The sequence below is a fragment of the Proteus sp. Marseille-Q3619 genome (genome assembly GCF_965283115.1).
This window is the reverse complement of the sequence record NZ_CBDIMP010000001.1, coordinates 841,666-864,327: the sequence shown is the minus strand read 5'-3', so window position 1 is coordinate 864,327 and position 22,662 is coordinate 841,666. Positions and strand designations below refer to the sequence as shown.

Annotated in this window: 15 protein-coding genes, 9 tRNA genes and 1 pseudogene; 13 read left to right on the top strand and 12 right to left on the bottom strand. The window is 36.8% G+C overall.

The window, feature by feature from the left end; genetic code table 11:
- Positions 1-86 precede the first annotated feature (86 nt).
- The 4 genes from crr to cysK form a co-directional block, all read right to left on the bottom strand.
- Positions 87-596 carry a PTS glucose transporter subunit IIA gene (crr, locus tag ACWPWK_RS04090; RefSeq protein WP_036935451.1) on the bottom strand — a complete coding sequence of 170 codons (510 nt, stop codon included), beginning with the start codon at positions 594-596 and terminating at the stop codon, positions 87-89.
- A 49-nt stretch (positions 597-645) separates the two neighbouring features.
- Entirely contained in the window at positions 646-2,373 is a 1,728-nt protein-coding gene (gene ptsI / locus ACWPWK_RS04085; RefSeq protein WP_109370946.1) for a phosphoenolpyruvate-protein phosphotransferase PtsI, read from the bottom strand.
- A 137-nt stretch (positions 2,374-2,510) separates the two neighbouring features.
- Positions 2,511-2,768 (bottom strand): phosphocarrier protein Hpr, encoded by a 258-nt coding sequence (gene ptsH / locus ACWPWK_RS04080; protein WP_006533407.1) that lies wholly within the window; start codon positions 2,766-2,768, stop codon positions 2,511-2,513.
- A 330-nt stretch (positions 2,769-3,098) separates the two neighbouring features.
- On the bottom strand, positions 3,099-4,052 hold the full coding sequence (cysK, locus tag ACWPWK_RS04075; RefSeq protein WP_109370945.1) for a cysteine synthase A: 954 nt from the start codon (positions 4,050-4,052) through the stop codon (positions 3,099-3,101).
- A 235-nt stretch (positions 4,053-4,287) separates the two neighbouring features.
- Between cysK and ACWPWK_RS04070 the strand changes: the two genes are divergently transcribed.
- The gene (locus ACWPWK_RS04070) at positions 4,288-4,818 is read left to right on the top strand and encodes a hypothetical protein (protein WP_109371467.1); all 531 of its coding nucleotides are present in this window, start codon (positions 4,288-4,290) and stop codon (positions 4,816-4,818) included.
- Between the two features lie 113 nt (positions 4,819-4,931).
- Here ACWPWK_RS04070 and cysZ read toward each other — a convergent pair whose 3' ends face one another.
- The gene (gene cysZ / locus ACWPWK_RS04065; RefSeq protein WP_109370944.1) at positions 4,932-5,702 is read right to left on the bottom strand and encodes a sulfate transporter CysZ; all 771 of its coding nucleotides are present in this window, start codon (positions 5,700-5,702) and stop codon (positions 4,932-4,934) included.
- Between the two features lie 223 nt (positions 5,703-5,925).
- Between cysZ and zipA the strand changes: the two genes are divergently transcribed.
- From zipA to ACWPWK_RS04045, 4 genes are all read left to right on the top strand, one after another.
- Complete coding sequence (gene zipA, locus ACWPWK_RS04060) at positions 5,926-6,954, top strand: cell division protein ZipA (RefSeq protein ID WP_109370943.1); 1,029 nt, start codon at positions 5,926-5,928, stop codon at positions 6,952-6,954.
- A gap of 58 nt (positions 6,955-7,012) precedes the next feature.
- Complete coding sequence (gene ligA, locus ACWPWK_RS04055) at positions 7,013-9,040, top strand: NAD-dependent DNA ligase LigA (protein ID WP_109370942.1); 2,028 nt, start codon at positions 7,013-7,015, stop codon at positions 9,038-9,040.
- A gap of 227 nt (positions 9,041-9,267) precedes the next feature.
- The gene (locus ACWPWK_RS04050) at positions 9,268-10,452 is read left to right on the top strand and encodes a NupC/NupG family nucleoside CNT transporter (RefSeq protein WP_099073755.1); all 1,185 of its coding nucleotides are present in this window, start codon (positions 9,268-9,270) and stop codon (positions 10,450-10,452) included.
- Positions 10,453-10,618: 166 nt separating this feature from the next.
- A complete protein-coding gene (locus ACWPWK_RS04045; protein WP_023581656.1) occupies positions 10,619-10,834 on the top strand; it encodes a DUF3820 family protein in 216 nt (71 codons plus the stop codon).
- Positions 10,835-11,093: 259 nt separating this feature from the next.
- On the opposite strand, the gene ACWPWK_RS04040 is transcribed toward ACWPWK_RS04045, so the two are convergent.
- From ACWPWK_RS04040 to gltX, 3 genes are all read right to left on the bottom strand, one after another.
- Positions 11,094-11,169: transfer RNA gene (locus ACWPWK_RS04040), tRNA-Ala, on the bottom strand.
- A gap of 27 nt (positions 11,170-11,196) precedes the next feature.
- Positions 11,197-11,272 (bottom strand) — tRNA-Ala (locus tag ACWPWK_RS04035).
- Between the two features lie 157 nt (positions 11,273-11,429).
- A complete protein-coding gene (gene gltX, locus ACWPWK_RS04030) occupies positions 11,430-12,848 on the bottom strand; it encodes a glutamate--tRNA ligase (protein ID WP_109370941.1) in 1,419 nt (472 codons plus the stop codon).
- A gap of 321 nt (positions 12,849-13,169) precedes the next feature.
- Here gltX and ACWPWK_RS04025 point away from each other — a divergent pair.
- The 8 genes from ACWPWK_RS04025 to ACWPWK_RS03990 all read left to right on the top strand — a co-directional run bounded on the left by ACWPWK_RS04025 (position 13,170) and on the right by ACWPWK_RS03990 (position 16,363).
- A tRNA-Val gene (locus ACWPWK_RS04025) sits at positions 13,170-13,245 on the top strand.
- Positions 13,246-13,284: 39 nt separating this feature from the next.
- Positions 13,285-13,360: transfer RNA gene (locus ACWPWK_RS04020), tRNA-Val, on the top strand.
- Positions 13,361-13,403: 43 nt separating this feature from the next.
- Positions 13,404-13,479 (top strand) — tRNA-Val (locus ACWPWK_RS04015).
- 41 nt (positions 13,480-13,520) lie between these two features.
- Positions 13,521-13,596, top strand: a tRNA-Lys gene (locus ACWPWK_RS04010).
- 38 nt (positions 13,597-13,634) lie between these two features.
- Positions 13,635-13,710, top strand: a tRNA-Lys gene (locus ACWPWK_RS04005).
- Positions 13,711-13,750: 40 nt separating this feature from the next.
- A tRNA-Lys gene (locus ACWPWK_RS04000) sits at positions 13,751-13,826 on the top strand.
- A gap of 14 nt (positions 13,827-13,840) precedes the next feature.
- A tRNA-Val gene (locus tag ACWPWK_RS03995) sits at positions 13,841-13,916 on the top strand.
- 2,144 nt (positions 13,917-16,060) lie between these two features.
- On the top strand, positions 16,061-16,363 hold the full coding sequence (locus ACWPWK_RS03990; protein WP_109370940.1) for a helix-turn-helix domain-containing protein: 303 nt from the start codon (positions 16,061-16,063) through the stop codon (positions 16,361-16,363).
- A gap of 870 nt (positions 16,364-17,233) precedes the next feature.
- On the opposite strand, the gene phsC is transcribed toward ACWPWK_RS03990, so the two are convergent.
- The 4 genes and pseudogenes from phsC to ACWPWK_RS03970 all read right to left on the bottom strand — a co-directional run bounded on the left by phsC (position 17,234) and on the right by ACWPWK_RS03970 (position 22,575).
- Positions 17,234-18,013: a thiosulfate reductase cytochrome B subunit gene (gene phsC / locus ACWPWK_RS03985; protein ID WP_109370939.1), complete on the bottom strand. Its 780-nt coding sequence runs from the start codon at positions 18,011-18,013 to the stop codon at positions 17,234-17,236.
- The gene (locus ACWPWK_RS03980; protein ID WP_023581663.1) at positions 18,010-18,588 is read right to left on the bottom strand and encodes a 4Fe-4S dicluster domain-containing protein; all 579 of its coding nucleotides are present in this window, start codon (positions 18,586-18,588) and stop codon (positions 18,010-18,012) included. The genes phsC and ACWPWK_RS03980 overlap by 4 nt, the downstream gene beginning before the upstream one ends.
- Before the next feature lie 14 nt (positions 18,589-18,602).
- A pseudogene (gene phsA, locus ACWPWK_RS03975) lies at positions 18,603-20,883 on the bottom strand (thiosulfate reductase PhsA).
- 888 nt (positions 20,884-21,771) lie between these two features.
- Positions 21,772-22,575 (bottom strand): sulfite exporter TauE/SafE family protein, encoded by an 804-nt coding sequence (locus ACWPWK_RS03970; protein ID WP_109370938.1) that lies wholly within the window; start codon positions 22,573-22,575, stop codon positions 21,772-21,774.
- Between the last annotated feature and the right edge of the window lie 87 nt (positions 22,576-22,662).

The following is a 22,662-nucleotide window of genomic DNA, read 5'->3' as shown; positions in this document are numbered from 1 at the left end:
TATTTTTGATCTTCGCTCTTGGATTTTTGAATATAAAAAACCGCCACATTATTGGTGGCGGTTTAAATAGAGAACATCACAGAAGATTATTTTTTAATCTGAATAATAACGGTTTCACCAACAGTAACTGGGCCTGTCATTTTGGTTAAACCTTGAATTTCATCCATATTAGAGATAACAACCGGAGTTAGAACTGATTTTGCTTTTTCTTCTAATACAGCTAAGTCAAATTCTAAAATCGTATCACCTACTTTTACTTGCTGACCTTCTTCAGCGATACGTTTAAACCCTTCACCTTTCAGTTCAACAGTGTCGATACCGAAGTGGACAAACAACTCGATACCGTTGTCAGACTCAATAGAGAAAGCATGGTTAGTCTCGAAAATTTTACCGATAGTACCATCGACTGGCGCAACAATTTTATTACCAGCAGGTTTGATAGCAATACCGTCACCTACGATTTTTTCAGCGAAAACAACATCAGGAACATCTTCGATATTGACGATTTCACCAGAAAGTGGTGCAACAATATCAATCGTGCCACTGCCTTTCTTTTCCTCTGAAACCAGTGATTTTAATTTATCAAACAGACCCATGAATCTTCTCCTAATTATTGTAGTTGGGACCGGGCTCTGGCTAATGCGATTAGCATAGTGTCTTTTCTTTAGTAAAAGTTTCTACTAAGTCCATCAATTCTTTTGCAGTTGGCTGAGCAAGTGCTTGCTCTGCTAGTGCTCTTGCATCATCGTAATTCGCATTACGGATCACTTTTTTGATGCGAGGAATTGAAATCGCACTCATACTAAACTCATCTAATCCCATGCCGAGAAGGAGCAATGTTGCTCGTTCATCTCCAGCAAGTTCACCACACATTCCAGTCCATTTACCTTCAGCATGTGATGCATCAATCACCTGTTTTATCAGGTTAAGTACTGCAGGTGACATTGGATTATATAGATGAGATATCAGCTCATTTCCACGGTCTACAGCCAGAGTATATTGTGTTAGATCGTTAGTCCCAATACTAAAAAAGTCAACTTCTTTTGCCATATGACGAGCCATCACTGCTGCGGCTGGGGTTTCTACCATCACACCGACTTCAATAGATTCATCAAAAGCTTTCTTTTCTTCACGAAGCTGGCTTTTCAGTATTTCAAGTTCTGCTTTCAATGCACGGATCTCTTCAACAGAGATAATCATTGGAAACATAATGCGTAGTTTACCAAAAGCAGATGCTCTTAAGATAGCACGTAATTGTGGATGAAGGATCTCTTTACGGTCAAGACAAATACGAATTGCACGCCAGCCTAAGAATGGGTTTTCTTCTTTTGGTAGGTTCATGTAAGGTAAGTCTTTATCGCCACCAATATCCATAGTACGAATAATGACCGCTGGGCTTCCTACAGCTTCGGCTACTGCTTTATAGGCTTGGAATTGCTCATCTTCTGTTGGTAAAGAGTCTCTATCCATAAATAAGAACTCTGTACGATACAGACCAACACCTTCAGCACCGTTACGTTCAGCACCAGCAACATCTCGAACTGTACCAATATTAGCGCAAACTTCGACTTGATGCCCATCAAGTGTAATAGCAGGTAAGTCTTTGAGTTTTGCTAATTCTTCTTTTTCGTGTAGATACTCTTCTTTGATGGCTTTTAATGCTTCGAGTTCCTCATCTGATGGGTTAATAATGATTTTGTTATTAATCGCATCAAGAACAAGATAATCGTCTTTTTTAATAGTTTGTGTCGCAGTAGATGTTCCCACGATAGCTGGAATTTCTAATGAACGAGCCATGATAGATGTGTGAGATGTTCTGCCACCTAAGTCAGTGATAAAGCCTAATACGTTGTCTAAGCTTAATTGTGCAGTTTCAGAAGGGGTAAGGTCAGTTGCAACTAAAATAACTTTTTCTGAGATAGCACTTAAATCGATAATTGGCATCTCTAAGATATTGCGCATTAAGCGTTTACCAATATCACGAACGTCAGCTGCACGTTCTTTTAGATATTCGTCATCTAACGCTTCTAATGCGGTTGCTTGATCTTCAATAACAGATTGAACCGCAGCTTCAGCGGTTTTTTTGTCACTTTTGATGAGAGTAACAATTTCTTGTTCTAACTCTTCATCTTCTAGCAACATGATATGGCCTTCAAAGATTTCGGCTTTATCCGCACCAAGGTTCTTTTCAGCACGCTCTTTAATAATTTCTAGTTGTTGTGCAGATTTGTTACGACCGTCTTTAAAGCGTTCGATTTGATTTTCAATTTCATCACTTTGGATCTTACGTTGGCTAATGATGATGGGTTCTTCTTTGAGGAGAAGGGTTTGACCAAATGCGATACCGGGTGACGCTAAAATTCCTGAAATCATAATTTATCCTACGACTTGCTGGTGATAATCTTAAAAGAATAGGATTGCAAAATACTGTTGTTTTAAAATCATCATTGAAATTAACTCCCCTGAATGGTTTCAGGGGAATAAATAGTGCGTTAATGCTTAATTGCGAATTACTCTAATTCCGCCATTAATTTTACCAATGCTTCAACAGCTTGTTTTTCATCTTCGCCTTCAGCAGAGATAGTTACAACAGTACCTTGGGTTAAGCCTAAAGTTTGTAATTTGAAAAGGCTCTTAGCGCTGGCAGATTTACCGCTAGAGATAAGCGTGATATCAGAAGAAAATGTTTTGGCTTCTTTTACAAATTGTGCCGCAGGACGAGTATGTAAGCCGTTTGGTGCTGTAATAGTAACTTCTTGCTGGTACATAGGATTTTTTCCTTTTATAACTCAATTGTTCACATTAAGTCAGGACTTAGTAAGTGTAGATGAATTTGTCCTGCTTTGCGTAGCAATATCAGATAATATTAAGCCGTAAAGCGTCATCTGATAAAAATAGTGTTCAGAAAGATAAAAGAGTTCGTTTTGTCATCTCGGTTATTTTCTGATTAATTTCGACCTTCGAAATAATTAATTGATTAAATACTAAACTCGAAGAAATAAATCACCTGTCTGGATAACAAACTTTGATCTCTACCACAAAAAAAGCACCATTGAGGTGCTTTTTTAATAAATATTTTACAATTGAGATGACGCGATTTAGCTGTCAGAAATGTCAGCAAAAAGTGGGGTGCTTAAATAACGTTCACCTGAAGAAGGTAAAATAACCACAATTTCTTTATTTGCAAATTCTGGTTCTTTTGCGAGTTTTACTGCTGCTGCAATAGCTGCACCTGAAGAAATGCCCGCAAGAATACCTTCTTTAGTCATCAGTTCACGAGCAGTATCAAAGGCTTCTTCGTTAGTGATTTGAATAACACGATCCAGTAACGATAAATCTAGGTTTTCAGGAATAAAGCCAGCTCCGATACCTTGGATTTTATGTGGACCTGGTTTTATTTCTTCACCTGCGAGAGCTTGAGTTATAACAGGGGAGCCTACTGGTTCAACAGCAACCATTGTTACCGCTTTACCTTGTGTCTTTTTCAAATAGCGACCAATACCCGTAATAGTACCACCAGTGCCGACGCCAGCAATAACAGCACCTACTTCACCATCAGTATCATTCCAGATTTCAGGGCCTGTGGTTTTTTCATGAATTTCAGGGTTAGCTGGATTACTAAATTGTTGTAGTAAAAGGTAACGCTTAGGATCGCTATCACGAATTTCATTGGCTTTATCAATGGCACCTTTCATGCCTTTTGCGCCTTCAGTCAGCACTAAATTAGCACCTAATGCTTTGAGTAATTTACGGCGTTCTACACTCATGGTATCTGGCATCGTCAGTGTTAATTTGTAGCCACGAGCTGCTGCAACATAAGCCAGAGCAATCCCAGTATTACCACTGGTAGGTTCTACAAGCTCAACACCTTCTTTAAGAATGCCTTTTTTTTCTGCATCCCAAATCATGTTGGCACCGATACGGCATTTTACACTGAAGCTTGGGTTACGAGATTCCACTTTAGCCAGAATGTTGCCATTTCCGAAATGTTTTAAGCGAATTAAGGGAGTGTGCCCAATAGTTTGCGAGTTGTCTTCGAAAATCTTGCTCATTTTTATCCTCGGTACATAATTTTTATAAGGTCAGATGAAATTACCATACGCCATCAAGCTAAAGATGGAAATAAGCTTTATGAATATACTTATAACTTTTTTCTCTTTTTATTCCAAAAGGTTCTAATCAAGAGTCAGTGAGACGATTCACAAATTAATAAATCAAGAGATGTACAGTATATTGATGGCTGATAATCTATTTTTAACCACATTTACTGCAAATACAGGGGTCATAATGGAAACCATTGAAGAGTTGATTAGTGCGCTTGAACTCGCCGTACCTGAATTAGATGCGCAAGCTTTGCGTGAAAATTTACCCGAGTCAGATGCTCAAGAAGATGTCCTTAATTGGCTATATGAATCACTCTCAGCTCAAGGATTAATGGACTATGTGGAGTGGACAGAATATTTCGGTGATATTCCTGATCTAAAATCGTTAGAGCACATCTCTTTGCCTGAATCGCCGAGTGCGTTGATTTTATCTCAAGTTGAAAATATTGACTGGGATGAGGTGAGTGTAGATCCTTATATGTTGCCTTATGAACTACCTTATTTGGAATATATTAACCACTTTTTGACAGAAAAAGGGTTACGATTGGTCGATATCACACCGTTTGAAAATGCTTATATTCTCTGTATTCGAGATGATGAAGAGATTATTGAAAAACTAGATGGCGCATTAAATATCTTTGAAATGGGTATTAATGAGCGTGAGCCGATGGATAGAGAAGAAACGAAAGATTATATTCGTTCATTAATTGAGTAGTCTGGTTAATAACAAAATAAGCCAAATCACATTTTAGAAAAACCATAAAATAAGACCCCGTCTAAGAATAAAACGGGGTCTTTTATATTTATCGATACGTCGCTAAATTAGGTTTACCACTGTCCATCTTGCACATGTTGTTTACGATAACGATCGCACCACATTGCTGTTGCACCACAGATCGCAACTGGCATGATGACTAAATTTAGAATAGGGATCATGGTAAAAATATTAATAATCATACCAAATTGAAGATTATTCCATTTATCCTGTTTAAGCGAAGATTTCATCTCTGCAAATGAAATTTTATGGTTATCAAATGGAAAGTCATTATATTGAATTGCCATCATCCAAGCACCAAAAGCAAACCATAAAACAGGCGCAACGGTTTGTCCGATAGCAGGAATAAAATAGAGCAATAACAAAACAATAGCGCGAGGTAAATAATAAGCTATTTTAGTTAACTCACGCTTTAAAATACGTGGAACATCTTTCAATATACCTGCAACACCCGTATCTGGTGGGGCAATACCAGTTATTTGGCCTTCTAATTTTTCAGCCAATAATCCATTAAACGGAGAAGCAATAATGTTGGCTAAGGTGCTAAAGAAATAAGTGAACACTAATAAGATAAAAATAACGGATAATGGCCAGATCAAATAACTCAACCACTGTAACCAATCAGGAATTTTTTCCATCATCCAATTGACCATGCCACCAATTTGACCATATAACCACCAAAAAGCGCTTCCGAGAATAATAATGTTGGCAAGTAAGGGTAAGATAACAAAACGCTTCAGCCCTTTGCGTGTAATTAAACGCCAACCAAGAGCAAAATAATGAAATCCATTTAAATTTTTATTCGTTTCTGTCAAATTTGTCATACTTCCTATTCTCTCCAGTGAGGGCAAGCTAGTATCATATAGGGAGATAATCAGCCTTACTAGTCATGAATTGTCTAAAAAACGCGCATAAGAGATTGATGTGTGTATCTTTGTGACAAGAAAATTAAGTATTGGCTTGCACTTATGAGCATTGGCAAATACTCTTAGTAAAAAGTAATATTTGCCAACGTGGCTATTAAACCTCAAGACAACAGAGATAGAAATGATGCAGCAAAATTTGCGTCTGATATTAATCGTTGTTGGTGCGATTTTAATCATAGCTTTGTTATTACACGGCTTATGGATTGGTCGAAAAGAGCGTTCTAAGCTTTTCCGTAATCGCCCAGTAAAACGTCAGAAACAGAATTATCAGTCAGATGAGAACGATGACGAACCACAATATGCTGAGGTTAGTCATCAGACATCAACTTTATCCTCTACTGAAAAGCGGGAGAGTGAGCCACCGATAAAATCGGAGCCTCTACATGAACCTGAAATTTCAGTGGTAGATAGAGATCCATTAATGTCTGAAAACCAAACAAAAGGGAATTCTCACGACACATCATTACAGCAAGAGCCAAGTCTTGGTGTTTTTGATGTTATTGAAAATGAGCCTGTACCGATTGTTAGGGATGAGCCAAAACAAGCTCCTATGGTTAATGTTGCGAGTGAAATAAAATCACACGTTAATACAGTAAGCCCATCAACGAGTTTTGAGCCTTCAATTTCAGAGACAACGGCTCATGTGACTCCTGTTGAAACTGAGGCTTCGCATCATGCTCCGGCTGAAGAGCCAAAAGTTGAATCTGCTCCGCAAGCAACAGAAGCAGAGAAAGAGCTGGTTATTGTTCTAAACGTAAGTGCACATCATGGTCAAATGCTGGATGGTGAAGTGTTGATGCAAAGTATCATTCAAGCTGGATTCCAGTTTGGTGAAATGAATATTTTCCATCGTCATCTCAATCCAACAGCCAATGGGCCTGTGTTGTTTAGTTTAGCGAATATGGTGAAACCAGGAACATTTAACATTGATACGATGGCTGAATTAACGACACCAGGTGTATCGATGTTTATGATGGTGCCATCTTATGGTGATGCTAATCAAAACTTTAAATTGATGTTACTTACGGCTCAACGTATAGCATCTGATGTAGGTGGTGTTGTGCTGGATGATGAACGCAAACTCTTAACACCACAAAAAATCGAGCTTTATAAATCTAGAATTCGTAGGACGCTGGATTTAAATCAATAGCTTTATATCTGTAAAAAAAGCCCCCGCTTGCGGGGGTTTTTCTTCTTTGGTGATAATCATGAATAAAAACACTCAACAAAAAATTGATAAACTTCGCGTTACTCTACGTCACCATGAATATCTCTATCATGTCATGGACGCACCTGAAATACCTGATGCTGAATACGATCGCTTAATGAATGAGCTAAAAGCATTAGAAGCTGAACACCCTGAATTAATTACCTCTGATTCGCCTACACAGCGAGTTGGTGCTTTACCTCTAACGGCATTTGAGCAAGTGAGACATGAAATTCCGATGCTCTCCTTAGATAATGCTTTTGATGAAACAAGCTATCTGGCTTTTGATAAGCGTTTACGTGATCGTTTAAAAAATAGTGAAGAGATCACTTTCTGTTGTGAATTAAAATTAGATGGATTGGCAGTGAGTTTACTTTATGAAAATGGAGTATTAGTACAAGCTGCAACGCGTGGTGATGGCACAACAGGGGAAAATATCACTGAGAATGTGAGAACAATCAAAGCCATTCCACTGCGTTTATATGGTGAAGATATTCCTGCTCGTATTGAAATTCGTGGCGAAGTCTTTATGAATGAAAAAGGCTTTGAATATTTAAACGAAGAAGCGCGCCGCACAGGCGGAAAAGTTTTTGCTAATCCTCGCAATGCCGCAGCTGGCTCATTAAGACAGCTTGATCCTCGTATTACAGCAAAACGTCCATTAACCTTTTTCTGTTATGGTGTCGGTGTACTTGAAGGTGGCGAATTACCTACAAGCCACTATGAGCGCCTACAACAATTTAAAAAGTGGGGATTGCCCGTTAGCGATGCTGTAAAACTTTGCACCGGCAGCAAAGCAGTACTTGATTTTTATCACCATGTAGAAGAAGTTCGCCCCAATTTAGGTTTTGATATTGATGGTGTTGTTATCAAAGTTGATGATATTGCATTGCAAGAGGAACTGGGTTTCGTATCAAGAGCACCACGTTGGGCTATTGCTTATAAATTCCAAGCTCAAGAGCAAATGACGATTATCAAAGATGTCGAATTCCAAGTAGGACGCACTGGAGCGATTACACCTGTTGCACGTTTAGAACCTGTTCAAGTTGCAGGTGTTGTTGTGAGTAATGCAACGTTACACAATGCTGATGAAATTGAACGCTTAGGAATACGCATTGGCGATACGGTCGTTATTCGTCGAGCTGGTGATGTTATTCCTCAGGTTGTCAGTGTGATTGAAGAAAAGCGCCCTGATGATGCTCAAGAGATTGTCTTTCCGACACATTGTCCTATTTGTGATTCTGATGTTGAGCGCATTGAAGGCGAAGCGGTTGCTCGTTGTACTGGCGGCTTAATTTGTGGAGCGCAACGTAAAGAAGCACTTAAACATTTTGTTTCACGTCGAGCTATGGATGTGGATGGAATGGGCGATAAAATTATCGACCAACTGGTTGAGAAAGAATATGTCAAGACACCAGCAGATCTCTTCCGTTTAGATGAAAAAATTCTATCTGGTTTAGAGAGAATGGGTGAAAAATCAGCTAAAAAATTGATCACTGCTTTAGATAAGGCTAAATCAACGACATTTGCACGTTTTATTTATGCACTTGGTATTCGAGAAGTTGGTGAAGCAACAGCAAGTGGATTGACAACACATTTCTCAACCCTTGATGAATTACGAAATGCAGATGTAGAAGCGCTAAAATTAGTCCCTGATGTGGGTGATGTCGTCGCTAAACATGTCGTTAATTTCTTCCAAGAGGAACACAATAAAACGGTTATAGATCAATTGATCAATGATGCCGGTATTACATGGCAAGCGCCTGTTATTGTGACTCATGAAGCGGGTGATAATCCTTTTGCTGGTAAAACCGTTGTGTTAACTGGGTCACTTTCACAGTTAACGCGTGATGAAGCAAAAGACAGATTAGTGGCGTTAGGCGCAAAAGTAAGCGGAAGTGTTTCTAAAAAAACTGACATGGTCATTGCGGGTGAAGCAGCAGGCTCTAAGTTAGTGAAAGCTAACGAATTAGGGATAACTGTTATCGATGAAGATGAAATGATACGATTACTTGATCAATCGAAATAATCATCCTAATATTTAATAAATGCTACTGGGAAACCTTCTCAGTGGCATTTTCACTTAAGCTAAATTTACATTTAATGTTTCTTAAGTAACTTTCAAAGTGTGATCAACCTATCTTATTTAATAAATAGTGTGTATGCGGTTTCATGAGATTGTGACAGTAGTCACATCGTAATGTTACGCGTTACATAAAATGCTCTACAAGATTTATTTTTATTTTTGGAGCATGCATGTCCTCTATCATTCACTTCGTTTTAGCACTCGCCGTTATTGGCGCATTAGCATTCGTTGCGAGTAACAACCGCAAAGGGATCCGTCTGCGTTATATCGTGCAGTTATTAGTTATTGAAATCGCATTAGCATGGTTCTTCCTCAACTCTGATGTTGGTGAAGGTTTTGTTCGTGGCTTCGCTGGATTATTTGATCACTTATTAGGCTATGCCGCACAGGGTACTGAGTTTGTATTCGGTGGCATGATGAAAGGTGGTTTAGCATTCTTCTTCTTGAATGTTTTATGTCCAATTATCTTTATTTCTGCATTAATTGGTATTCTTCAACATATCAAAGTATTACCTTTCGTGATCCGCATTATCGGTACTGTGCTTTCTAAAGTGAACGGTATGGGGAAACTGGAATCATTCAACGCGGTGAGCTCACTGGTTCTTGGTCAATCAGAGAACTTTATTGCCTATAAAGATGTATTAGGCAAAATGTCTCAGCGTCGTATGTACACTATGGCTGCAACAGCAATGTCGACAGTATCTATGTCAATTGTTGGTGCATACATGACAATGTTAGATCCAAAATACGTTGTTGCTGCACTGGTACTGAATATGTTCAGTACATTTATCGTTCTTTCTGTGATTAACCCATATTCTGTTGAAAATGAAGAAGATATTCAAATGGGTAGTCTGCATGAAGGCCAAAGCTTCTTTGAAATGTTAGGTGAATACATCTTAGCGGGTTTCAAAGTTGCATTAATCGTTGCTGCAATGTTGATTGGTTTCATTGCATTAATCGCTGCTGTGAATGCGATTTTCAGCATGATTTTTGGTATCAGCTTCCAAGATTGTTTAGGTTACGTTTTCTATCCATTAGCATGGGTAATTGGTGTGCCAGAACAAGATGCATTACGTGTTGGTAGTGTGATGGCAACAAAATTAGTGTCTAATGAATTCGTTGCAATGGGTAGCTTACAAGATATCGCTTCTGAGTTAACACCACGCTCTGTGGGGATCTTATCTGTATTCTTGGTCTCATTTGCTAACTTCTCTTCAATCGGGATTGTAGCAGGTGCGATTAAAGGTCTGAACGAAGTACAAGGCAACGTTGTTTCTCGTTTCGGTCTGAAATTACTGTTCGGCTCTACATTAGTAAGCTTCTTATCAGCAGCTATCGCAGGTCTGTTTGTTTAATCTCTGAAGATAAAACAGATAGCATGTGAATAAAATAACAATGTAAACAGCGTCACTTGTTAATCAAGTAACAGAAAATAAAGCAGTACCTTTGGGTACTGCTTTTTTTATCTTTAAATTGCCCTATAATCGGTTCTATTCCTTCAATGACAACGTGGTAGAAAACATGTTAGAGAAACAGCACCTTATCGATATAGCAAACACTCAAATGCCATTTGGTAAGTACAAAGGGCGTATGTTGGTTGATTTACCTGAAGAATATTTATTGTGGTTTGCAAAGAAAGGCGAGTTTCCTGAAGGTAAGCTTGGTCAACTTATGGAGATGACCTTAGCAATTAAAATTGAAGGTCTAGAAGGGTTATTAAAGCCATTAAAGCGGTGATGCTAATTATTGTTCATACCTGGTTTTTCAGGTGGTAATGCATTAATAATTTTTTGGCTTAATTCAATAAATAATGACAATACATTTTCTAATTCACTCTTTTTCATAAATATGCCACTCATGCATTATGTTAACTAAAGTTAATATGATCAGGCCATTCATTTTTTATGTTTGAATATGGGCATATCTGCGATATTAAAAAGTGGAGGGAGTAGAAAACAAAAAATCCCGAAGATTTCTCTTCAGGATCTTAAAATTCTGGTGGAGCTAAACGGGATCGAACCGTTGACCTCTTGCATGCCATGCAAGCGCTCTCCCAACTGAGCTATAACCCCACATATTGGATTGTTCTAGAAGTATATTGGTGGAGCTAAGCGGGATCGAACCGCTGACCTCTTGCATGCCATGCAAGCGCTCTCCCAACTGAGCTATAGCCCCAACATACTGGAACGGGCTTGATAATAGGCAACAAGCACAATACTGTCAATCAGTTAATCTCACATTATTTATTGATTGCTGAAAAAGAGTACAAAAAAAAGATACATTCCCCATTTTAGGAATGTATCTTTCTTAATAAGCAAGATTAACGTGGTAATTAAGCTTGGTTTTCTCTTTCAGTAATAAAGTCTAATGCTTTATTAATACGTGCAATGCTACGCGTTTTACCAATAGCGTGAACGGTAACATCTAAGCCAGGAGATTGGCCTGCACCTGTTACAGCAACTCGTAATGGCATACCCACTTTACCCATACCCACTTCTAATTCATCAGCAGTATCTTGAATGGCTTGGTGAACATTTTCAGCCGTCCACTCTGTAATTGCTGATAATTTATCGCGAACAACTTCTAGTGGTTGACGAGCTACTGGGCGTAAATGTTTTTTCGCGGCAGCTTCTTCAAAGGTTTCGAAATCAACATAGAAGTAATGGCAACTTTCAGCCATCTCTTTTAATGTTTTGCAACGTTCGCCTAATAATTTGATCAGCTCGACTAATGATGGACCATTGCTGGTATCAATATTTTGCTGTTTGATATGCCAATCTAAATGAACCGCAACTTTCTCTGCTGGCAATGTATTGATGTAGTGATGGTTTAACCAAAGTAGTTTATCAGTATTAAATGCGCTTGCTGATTTACTGATAGCTTCTAAAGTGAAGTGTTCAATCATTTCATCAATCGTAAAGATCTCTTGGTCACCGTGGGACCAGCCTAAACGTACTAAGTAGTTTAATAGTGCTTCTGGTAAATAACCGTCATCACGATATTGCATTACGCTGACTGCGTTATAACGTTTAGATAGTTTTTTACCATCATCACCTAAAATCATTGATACGTGAGCATATTCAGGTACAGGCGCACCTAATGCTTTGAGAATATTGATTTGGCGAGGTGTGTTATTGATATGATCTTCACCACGAATAACGTGAGTGATTTCCATATCCCAGTCATCAATAACAACACAGAAGTTATAAGTTGGAGAACCATCAGTACGACGAATAATCAGATCGTCAAGTTCTTGGTTACTAAATTCAATCGGGCCACGAATTTTGTCATCAAAAATAACAGAACCTTCTTGTGGGTTTAAGAAACGCACAACATGAGGCTCATCAGCGCTGTGATTATGGTTACCGCCACGGCAACAACCATCGTAACGAGGTTTTTCACCTTTCGCCATTTGATCTTCGCGTAGTTGTTCTAAACGCTCTTTAGAACAATAGCAACGGTATGCAGTACCCGCAGATAACATTTGATCAATCACTTGGTTATAGCGATCGAAGCGTTTAGTCTGATAATAAGGACCTTCATCCCAATTCAGATTTAACCAATTCATACCGTCCATGATTGCATCGATGGCTGGCTGTGTAGAGCGTTCTAAGTCGGTGTCTTCTATACGCAGTACAAATTCGCCCTTATTGTGACGGCTATATAACCAGGAATAAAGTGCGGTACGCGCACCACCAACATGTAGATAGCCAGTAGGACTTGGTGCAAAACGGGTTTTTATTTTACTCATTGGGATTGCCTTTGTACGTCTTACTTATATATAGATAAGTAATCGTGATTATCAAAAAAACGAAATGGTTGCCTTATTTTATCACTGGATGCTAATTCCTCAATGGCATTAAGCTTTTAACAGAGATAAATTTTTCAAATTGATGATTTTTTGTTTGACGAAGAGTATCCGTAGGATTACTTTGGTTAATTGCTGTGTCACTTATGGTGCTAAAAAAAGCATCTTGACTAAAAATAAAACGAACGATCATTTTCACGATAAAAAACTGATAAAAATCGTTGACTCATAGCGCAGTATCCCTATAATGCACCCCATCACGACGGGCGGTTAGCTCAGTTGGTAGAGCATCTCCCTTACAAGGAGGAGGTCGTTGGTTCGAGCCCAATACCGCCCACCATTATTTTCGTTGTGATAAGTTGTATGATTTAGTGTAGTTGGGCGGTTAGCTCAGTTGGTAGAGCATCTCCCTTACAAGGAGGAGGTCGTTGGTTCGAGCCCAATACCGCCCACCAATTACATTAAAGCGTGGTAGTGAGAATTTAGTCATCATGAAGTGGGCGGTTAGCTCAGTTGGTAGAGCATCTCCCTTACAAGGAGGAGGTCGTTGGTTCGAGCCCAATACCGCCCACCACTTCATCCGGTTATTTCGCGCAATATCACACATTTAGGTATGGGTCGTTAGCTCAGTCGGTAGAGCAGTTGACTTTTAATCAATTGGTCGGGCGTTCGAATCGCCCACGACCCACCATTCCTAAAAATACAACATAAAGTAGTGAACATTGTGACGGGTCGTTAGCTCAGTCGGTAGAGCAGTTGACTTTTAATCAATTGGTCGGGCGTTCGAATCGCCCACGACCCACCATTCACAAAGCTACTTACAGATTTACGCAAAATTATTAAATGGGTCGTTAGCTCAGTCGGTAGAGCAGTTGACTTTTAATCAATTGGTCGGGCGTTCGAATCGCCCACGACCCACCATTTAATAATAAAGCGGGCGGTTAGCTCAGTTGGTAGAGCATCTCCCTTACAAGGAGGAGGTCGTTGGTTCGAGCCCAATACCGCCCACCACTTCTTTATTCCTTCGTTATAATTTCTTCTTTGTCCTCCCTAGTACTTATCAAAAACAAGCAACAATAGTTATTTTGTTTTTAATACCTGTGTTATTGCAGTTTAGTTGTATTCTTTTAAGCCTTAATTGTTTTTTCTATATCTGCTGTTTTATCACCTTGCTCATGCATGCCCCGTTCATGGCTGCATATCCTTACCCACATGCTTTCCTAATCCTTGTATTGGCATATACCCTATACCCAAGGCAATACTTAGCGAAAAACGCCGTAAACCCTCGGCCAATACGGGCGGGGAGCAGTCACTCAGTTTCTTTATTACGCTTTTTTACATTCTGTCATGTCTTTATCATTTAAAGTGTAGGCGCTTAAAAAGAAAATCACTCTTCTATTGTTAAGTTAATCACTTTGGATGAGGGGGTGCTCAGTAGAAAGTATGTATTTATTTTTGAGCTGAAAATATTAAAAAAATTACTCTAACTGAAAAAGAAAGATCTACTCTATTTAGACGTAGATATAGGCATTTCCAGTTTATTAATAAAATTAAATAACCTTAGATGCGCTGTTATAAATTTTTTGAGCACTTTTTATGAGCGATATCTCTCATAAAATGAGTAAGTTAAAACATTTTAAATCAGCATTGAAAAATATGTGGTGCGCATTTTTTAAGAAAAAATTCAGAAGATTAAAAGATAAGAATAGGGTTTTATAGTTAATACTTCTTACTTTTTATAAATCATAGGATACTGCTAACAAGAAGAAAGATAAAATATAATGATGTTTTATCTTCTTTATTCTTCTTTTTTAAAGATATGATAGAGCGGGATATCTTGCTTAATTCTATGATTTAAAATAAATTAATTTCAAAATTTGATATCTATCAATTTTTTCATCATAATGAACTAGATAGTAAATGATATAAAGCAAAAAGCACTTGTTTCATCATTAATTGATTTGTCCTGAAGTGGTTAATTTCATTTTTTAAGAAAAATGGAGAAAATTGTGCATTTAGCAGGAATATAAATTATATAAAAATATTAATGTTTATTTTGCCCTAAGAATAACTCTTATATGGAATGAGTATAGTTACTTAGGACGTAAAAAGATTAATTTTTGTTTTTTTTAACAAAATTAGATCATGCTAAAGGCGATAATTAATAGTTCATTCCCTCGTTAATTTGGCTTAAGATGCGATGATTACATTATTTTTGTAATGTATCAAATACGCGTATTTGAGTGAAAAAGAAAGAATAGTATTTTATGCTCATAAAAAGAATAGTTTTTATGGTAATAAGTGTAGTATTCTAATAACTTACTGATAAAACAAAATATATTTATATTAACATTCACCTTTTTTCTATTTCATAAAGAAGGTTTTTAATCTAATTGAAAATTAAAATAAGTTATTCATTAATAAAAATTCAAAAAAAATGAGTAATTAAATCTATAATTTTTTATTCTAGAGTAATAAAGAATTGTAGGTTTTGTAATATATTTAGTTGAAAGAGTAAGGGTTTATGCTTATATAAATTAATTAACAAATGTTTAAAATGAGATTTATATCTATATTTCAATGCAATGCATGTAATTTATTGAAATTAAACTATAATATTGATTTTTTTGTAAACTCATCAGATTTCATTGATATTGCTTAAGTTATTTAATAAAAATAAGAAAATCGTTACCTTTATGAGGTTAATTTATTATTTTAAATAAATTAGACTGATATAAGTTGATTTATTTTTACACAATTCAAACAATCACACTTTAAATTAAGCTTGTAGTAGATAATAATTCTAATTAATGAGTAAAGTTTAAGGAAAAAAAAGCGTAATTTTATAAATAAAATATTTTAACTGCATGAAAATAAAGGGAATGTACCATTATCCTAGGTATTGTTTACTACTATGAGTAAATCATTGTACTTGTACTGTCTTTTTTTGACTAGTTGAAAGTGTTTAAATGCGTAGTATATTATTTACATATGATAAGTCATGTTATGAATTGTAATATTTCTTATCTACTAAAAATAATATTTTATTAAAACAAAAAGGTGTCCTCGATAGTATATATTTTTACATATTATTGCGCAGGAACACACCATTATAAAATTAGATATCAATCAAAGTGAAAAGCGAGAACAATATTATGAGTAGCAAGTATCCAGTCGCTTATGCAGTTGGACAAAAAATTAAGTCATTAAGAAAATCTCAAGGTTATACTGTATTTCAGTTAGCAAAAGAGATTGATATTAGTGAACAACAGTTATTTCGTTATGAGCGTGGTGTAAACCGTATTGATATTGATTGCTTAGTTAGAGTTCTTGAAGTACTAGGCGTTAATATTGGTAGCTTCTTTGAAGAAGTAACAGGTGGAATAGCTCAAGAAACTGAGCGTCATGAACAACATATTCCAGCTCATTTCGATAGCAAGGCTCTTTCTATCTTCTAATAATATTCTTAAATTAGAAAGTAACTCATTTTAGAATAACTAAATTGAGTAAGATAATTCTTATATGTAAGTGTTTCTCTCTGGTTAGTTAATAATAAGAATTTTCTTAATAGATGAAATAAAGCCTCTATATGAAACCAATGCCCTTATTAGGGCATTTTACGTATATAGAGAATGAGAATTTTTAATTTTCAAGAAAAAAGAATAATTTTATTACAAATGAACTGAGAGTTTCATACTTAGAGAAATATATTCTCGTATTTATTTGTATGAGAAAAAAACAGCTAATTAATACTTGTTTAGAATAAGCTTCCCATAAAATTACCTCTTATATTATCCACCACGATTTCACCTCCTGATAACATTTTTGAAGCTATTAAACGTATAACTTATGCCTTTTATACCAATAAATTTAAAAAGAATGAATTTTAATATGATAAAGACAAAATGTGTGCATTGGAGGGAATACGTTATTAGATCAAAATTTAAGTATTTATCATTAAATGACTATCTATGGATAATAGTAGTTAATATCACATTGGGATGGACTATTGTTGCCTCTTCGCTGTGAATATGAAGAGGCGGTAACAGTTAGTCTTTGAGAGGTTTAAGAATGTGTTTGAGTTGCTGATCGGTGAGGGTGATATTAAAAAATATATATAACGATACCCATCGCAAATGCAATGTATATCATTATATAAATATTTATATATCGAAAGGGGCGCCGACTATACACCGAATAACATGTAAATAAAATGATATATTTGCTAATAATAAAACTATAAAATTATTTCTGAATTAAGATCAAAAAAATGCCCGTTCAAACGGGCATTTTAGGAAATGAAACGTAACAGAAGGAATATTGAGAAATTAATGCTCTGTTTTTTCTGCTATGGAACCATGATCATCATGTTTCTGGTGACGGTGATGACCATCGATCATGCTACGGAATGTTTGAGTGAAAGTATCACCCAGTGTACATAAGTAGAAGTGTGCACAAATAAACATTAATGCCACTATTCCTAATACTAAGTGTGCTTTTAGCATCCAATAGCCATAACCGAGGACTTCAGGATATAAACATAATAAACCAGTAACAAGTAACAGTGGCACTAAGCCAAACATCACACCTAGGTAAGCGAGTTGCTGAAGTGGGTTAAATTTATCAGTTTCAGTTGCTGCGAAAGGATGTGGTTCGCCTTTCATTATACCGTAAAGATAAAAGCGAGCTTGTTTGATACAACGACCAATTAATCCGCTAAATCTTACTTTGTAATGCACACCGTTACTGGTTGTTAGATTGATAAAAATAAAACCAATCCAGAATGCGATAAGTACAAAACCACAGATCTTATGTAATAGCACCATTGAAGTGACATTTCCGATAGAGAAATGCCCTAAAAATCCGCTTAATAGTAATAGGATAAACAGTAAAGCATTACCCCAGTGCCAAAAACGAATTGCTTTAGAATATAAATAAACTCGCTCTTCTTCATAATGACCAGAGTGTTTTGGCGCAAGGGCATAGCGTAGTAAGCCATGAATAACTAATACTGCTATCATAGCAACGATTAATAAACCAGCTGCCATTAACCATACAGGCCAATAATCTGGCGTATAATGGAGTTCTGCTCCCCAGATACTAGTCATGCTTTATCTCCCTGATGGATTTCTTTACGACGGAATAAACTTGGTTTTCCGACATTATCTAATTGGTATTGATAAACGGATTTTTGTTTGATCCAAGCCTGAATTTCAGGTGAGTCGATGCGACCAAAAGCAAGTGCATCTGTTGGGCATACCGATACACATGCAGGTAATTCACCCTCAGCTAATCGAGTATCAGAACAGAAGTTGCATTTGTCTGCGATATGCGTCATTGGATTGATATAACGAACATGGTAAGGACAAGCACCAACACAGTAATCACAGCCGATACACAGCTCTTTTTTCACCTGAACGATACCATTCTCATCAATAAAAGAGGCACCAGTAGGACAAACAGAAACACAAGGTGCATCCTCACAATGCTGGCAAGAAACACGGAAAAATTGGTAATGTGGGTTACCTGCTTCGTCGTCATGAGGACCTTGAATTTGGACTTGAAGTCGGCTAAATCCTTCTGGAATGTCATTGATGACTTTACACGCAACAGTACAAGCTTGGCAGCCAATACAACGTTTCTCATCATGTAACATGACAAATTGTTTATCATTATTGTTCATCGTTATTTTTTTCCTTAAGCCCGACTAATTCTGACACCTGATGTATGCACATCAGTACCTGATACAGGACTAATTTCATGAGGTAATAAGTTGCCACAGTGAACGCCTGTTGTAGTCGCTGCTGTTTTCGCACCTGCTTTTGCACCTGATCCCATATAAACAAATACGGTGTCAGGGCGAATGCCTTCAGTGATCAAAGCATGTGCTTTTTCTTTGCCTATACTGTTTTCCAGAATGATTTCATCACCATGTTTAATTCCATGATTTTTAGCTGTTTCAGGGTGTAGCCAAACTGGGTTTTCCCACATTAATTCAGCTAATAATGGTACGTATTGTGTTGCACCATTAGTATGAACGGCGACTTTACCTTGGATAAAATAAAGCTCGTCTTTTTCTTTTAATGGGAAGTTGTGGAAGCGTGGAATACCATAGTTTTCTAAACGGCTTTCTAATTCTTCAGAGTAAATTTCAATTAAGCCACTTGGTGATTTAAATGAGAGGGATTTTTCCATCATATCATTGTCATCAACATGCTTAATCGCATCAGGATATTGTTCTACGAACGCTTTAACATAGGTAGGTTCACGTAATAGCAATGGAATACCATAAGATAAATAGCCTTTTTTATGGATTTCTTTATACAGTGCTTCATCGCCATTAACTTGATACAACTGACGAACGCCCATATTTTCCCAAGGAAAATATTGGCTTAGACCTAATTTTTTACCTAGTTCCATCCAAATTAACCAGCTTGGTTTTGTATCGCCAATAGGTTCAACAACTTGCTGGCGTAAGGGCATAAGCAGGATTTAGCCCTGAAACATCAGAAATCTCTTCATCACGCTCTAAATAAGTGGTTTCAGGTAACAGATAATCTGCATAAGCAGCACTTTCACTTAAATACACATCACAGCTAACAATTAAATCTAATTTCTGTGCTGCTTTTTCCAACTCTGGACGACAACTGACCGTTTGGAATGGATTATGACGAGACATAATCCATGCTCTTGTTTGATACGGCACACCTTCTAAAGTTGAATCAATAATGGACTGAACAATACCACCACCTTTATTGATGTATTTGAACTGAGGTGCTGTTGCATCAATGCGTTTTGCGGTAATTTCAGGCATACCTTTAACGCTTGGTTTCGCTAATTCAGGAGCAACATTAATGCCTGCTAATTTATTATATTTTGAAGCTGCTTTTTTCTGATACATACCGCCTTCACGTTCAATATTGCCGAGTAAGGCATTGAGGGTGAAGATCATTCTGCGCATATTGATTTCTTCTTTATTAAAGGTTGCGCGGTGACCAGGCATAATCAGTGCATGAGGTGCTTTTGCTGCTATTTCGCGTGTGATACGAACAATATCTTCAGCGGGAACATCAGAATGTGCTTGAGCCCATTCAGGTGTTGTATCTTGTAAAACGTCTTTTAATTGTGGAAAGCCAACGGTAAATTTCTCAATAAAATCTTTATCGTAAAGATCTTCTTTAATAAGAATATGGCTCATTGCCATTAAAACAGGTAAATCCCCGCCTGGGCGGATTGCGAACCACTCATCAGCTTTACTTGAAACGACAGATAAACGAGGATCAAAACTGACTAGTTTTGCACCACGCTCTTGGGCGCTCATTAGTTCGTGCGTTTCAGAGACTTCAATACCTTCATAAAGGTTATGACCGAAAGAGATAATATACTTAGAATTTGCTAAATCCATCGCAAGATCGCCACCCATCATCACTGATGCTGCAATGGCTTTACCCGCAGGGCAAGTCGATGCGTGTGTAAACGTGTTCGGTGAACCAAATGCGGCTGCCAAATGGAAAAGGTGAGAAGAGAGTGAACCTGATTTAGATGAAAAAGAGATACTTTCTGCACCATAATTTTGTTTTATGGTATTCATTTTTTCTGCAATTTCTTGATAAGCTTGTTCCCAGCTTATTACTTCCCATTCACCAGCACCTCTAGGGCCTTTGTGTTTCATGGGTTTGACAATCCGGTTTGGATCATTAACTAGGCTAACGCCACTTCCACCTCTTGCACAAACTCGGCTACTCTGGTGTTCCGCATTTCTATTTCCTTGGATAAAAACGGTCTTGTTGTTAACAACCTGAGCTTCTATTGGACAACGATAAGAACACATTTCACACAGGCTAGGTGTTAATTTTGACTGACCCTTAAGAGAATCTACTGGATTAAATGCAAGTGCACCCGGTGGCAAACTACTCACGGTACAACCCACACATCCTATTCCCATCCCCTTAATAAAAGAACGACGACTAATACTCATATAACCTCCAGTTTCTTCTTATAGCTAAATATTATATACAGACGGTTAAATAAATATTTGAAGGCGTCTCCATTTTATTAATCCATAAGTGATGACTTGGTTGTAAATAATAAATAATAGAGAATAAGACGTTAATAAATGTCACTAAATAATTTAACTAAAATAGACAAAATCAAATGATAATTATTTTCTTTCATTGGATACTATTATAAAAGTTTGGAGAAGAAATAGGAGATTTTAAGGGATATAACAGTTACAGATTGTTCTTTTAAATTCACTGGTTTATGGTATCAATCTATTTTATTAAAGTGTATTTAAAATATATGATTAATAATAATTAAAATTTGACAAAAAAGTCTATCGATATATAATAATTTATATATCGATGATTCGTTATATTGTAATTAATTTGTTATTTAAAAATGAGAATAAATAATATTTTTTATGTTGTTTAAATCCAGTTTCTTCTTAAATTATCTTCTTTTGAAAAACAGCTAACTTATTATTTTGATGATAAATACAAATAAAAAAGAAAAATAAATTGGTGATTAATGGTACAAAAAAGGCTCAGTAAAACGTGAACAGACTGGTGCTAAATACGAGACAATTTATAAATTATTGTTCATTATGTTTAAATATTAATTAATGATATTAATAGTTATGGAACTGTATCGTGATTGTCAAAAAGAGATATTTTTTGTTTTATGTGTCTTAATATCATTAATGCTAAGTGAAGGTGCGTAGGAAAAAGATAGGGTGAAATGTTAAAAAAATGGCGATTTTTTGAACGTTCAAAACCACCATTTGCCACTATTTTATGTGTAGCCATTATTGTTTTTTCGTTGTTTATTGCCTTCGTCTCTTCTATATAGAAATAGAAGAAAGGATTTAAAACAGCATGACAATTAAAACAAGACTCAGTAACAGAGGATAAACTCTTGCATGCCATTTGTCGGGAATACGAGATAAAAAGCGTTCAGAGATCTTCAAGCCAACCCAAGTGCTACAAATCAGAATAAGTGCAGCTTTTAGCCAAATATAACCAATAAAACCAGATTCACTATTTAAAGGTGACGTAAAAGAGAGGGCGACATAAGTGAATGTTGCAGTGAGTGCTAAAGGTAAGGTTAATGCATTGGCGATTGCTGCGGATTGTGCCATTGGTGTTCCTCTACGGCGCAATAAAGGTACTGTCATCACACTTCCACCAACCCCTAGAAAAGCGGCAATAATACCAATTACTGTGCCATTAATGCTTTCTTTTGCTTTGGTCACTTTTTTTGAGTTGTGAGTAGGAGCCATAAAACCAGGGCGAAAATAGCAGTCTAATATAGTGACAAAAAGATAACCAATAAAGATCCATTTGATCCACACACCTTTAACCGTTAAGGCGAGAAGAGCACCTAAGATCCCACCAAAAGCAATACCAATAAACAGAATGGACATGATATTCCAATCAAGCCTTTTTGCCTTATGGTGTTTAATGGTTGTGACTGTTGCAGAAAACAACATAATTAATGCAGAGGTAGCAACCGCGATTTGCATAGCATGTTCAGCAGGTAAACTGTCTATTCCCCAGAGTGTAAGAATCAGTGTATAGAGTAAGGGAACAGTGACAAAGCCACCGCCAAAGCCAAATAACCATGTTGTGATGCCTGAAATTAAACCAAAAGAAATCAGCCAGAGTGTCATTTCAAATCTCCTGTTGAGTCAGGAGATTAACAATATAGAATAAAATGATGGCTTACCCACGCGATAATGACAAGTTTATACGAATTT

What these genes read in the sequence shown, in the direction of transcription:
- crr (WP_036935451.1), bottom strand. Translation starts at nt 596, where the DNA reads ATGGGTCTGTTTGATAAATTAAAATCACTGGTTTCAGAGGAAAAGAAA.
- ptsI (WP_109370946.1), bottom strand. Translation starts at nt 2,373, where the DNA reads ATGATTTCAGGAATTTTAGCGTCACCCGGTATCGCATTTGGTCAAACC.
- ptsH (WP_006533407.1), bottom strand. Translation starts at nt 2,768, where the DNA reads ATGTACCAGCAAGAAGTTACTATTACAGCACCAAACGGCTTACATACT.
- cysK (WP_109370945.1), bottom strand. Translation starts at nt 4,052, where the DNA reads ATGAGCAAGATTTTCGAAGACAACTCGCAAACTATTGGGCACACTCCC.
- ACWPWK_RS04070 (WP_109371467.1), top strand. Translation starts at nt 4,288, where the DNA reads ATGGAAACCATTGAAGAGTTGATTAGTGCGCTTGAACTCGCCGTACCT.
- cysZ (WP_109370944.1), bottom strand. Translation starts at nt 5,702, where the DNA reads ATGACAAATTTGACAGAAACGAATAAAAATTTAAATGGATTTCATTAT.
- zipA (WP_109370943.1), top strand. Translation starts at nt 5,926, where the DNA reads ATGATGCAGCAAAATTTGCGTCTGATATTAATCGTTGTTGGTGCGATT.
- ligA (WP_109370942.1), top strand. Translation starts at nt 7,013, where the DNA reads ATGAATAAAAACACTCAACAAAAAATTGATAAACTTCGCGTTACTCTA.
- ACWPWK_RS04050 (WP_099073755.1), top strand. Translation starts at nt 9,268, where the DNA reads ATGTCCTCTATCATTCACTTCGTTTTAGCACTCGCCGTTATTGGCGCA.
- ACWPWK_RS04045 (WP_023581656.1), top strand. Translation starts at nt 10,619, where the DNA reads ATGTTAGAGAAACAGCACCTTATCGATATAGCAAACACTCAAATGCCA.
- gltX (WP_109370941.1), bottom strand. Translation starts at nt 12,848, where the DNA reads ATGAGTAAAATAAAAACCCGTTTTGCACCAAGTCCTACTGGCTATCTA.
- ACWPWK_RS03990 (WP_109370940.1), top strand. Translation starts at nt 16,061, where the DNA reads ATGAGTAGCAAGTATCCAGTCGCTTATGCAGTTGGACAAAAAATTAAG.
- phsC (WP_109370939.1), bottom strand. Translation starts at nt 18,013, where the DNA reads ATGACTAGTATCTGGGGAGCAGAACTCCATTATACGCCAGATTATTGG.
- ACWPWK_RS03980 (WP_023581663.1), bottom strand. Translation starts at nt 18,588, where the DNA reads ATGAACAATAATGATAAACAATTTGTCATGTTACATGATGAGAAACGT.
- ACWPWK_RS03970 (WP_109370938.1), bottom strand. Translation starts at nt 22,575, where the DNA reads ATGACACTCTGGCTGATTTCTTTTGGTTTAATTTCAGGCATCACAACA.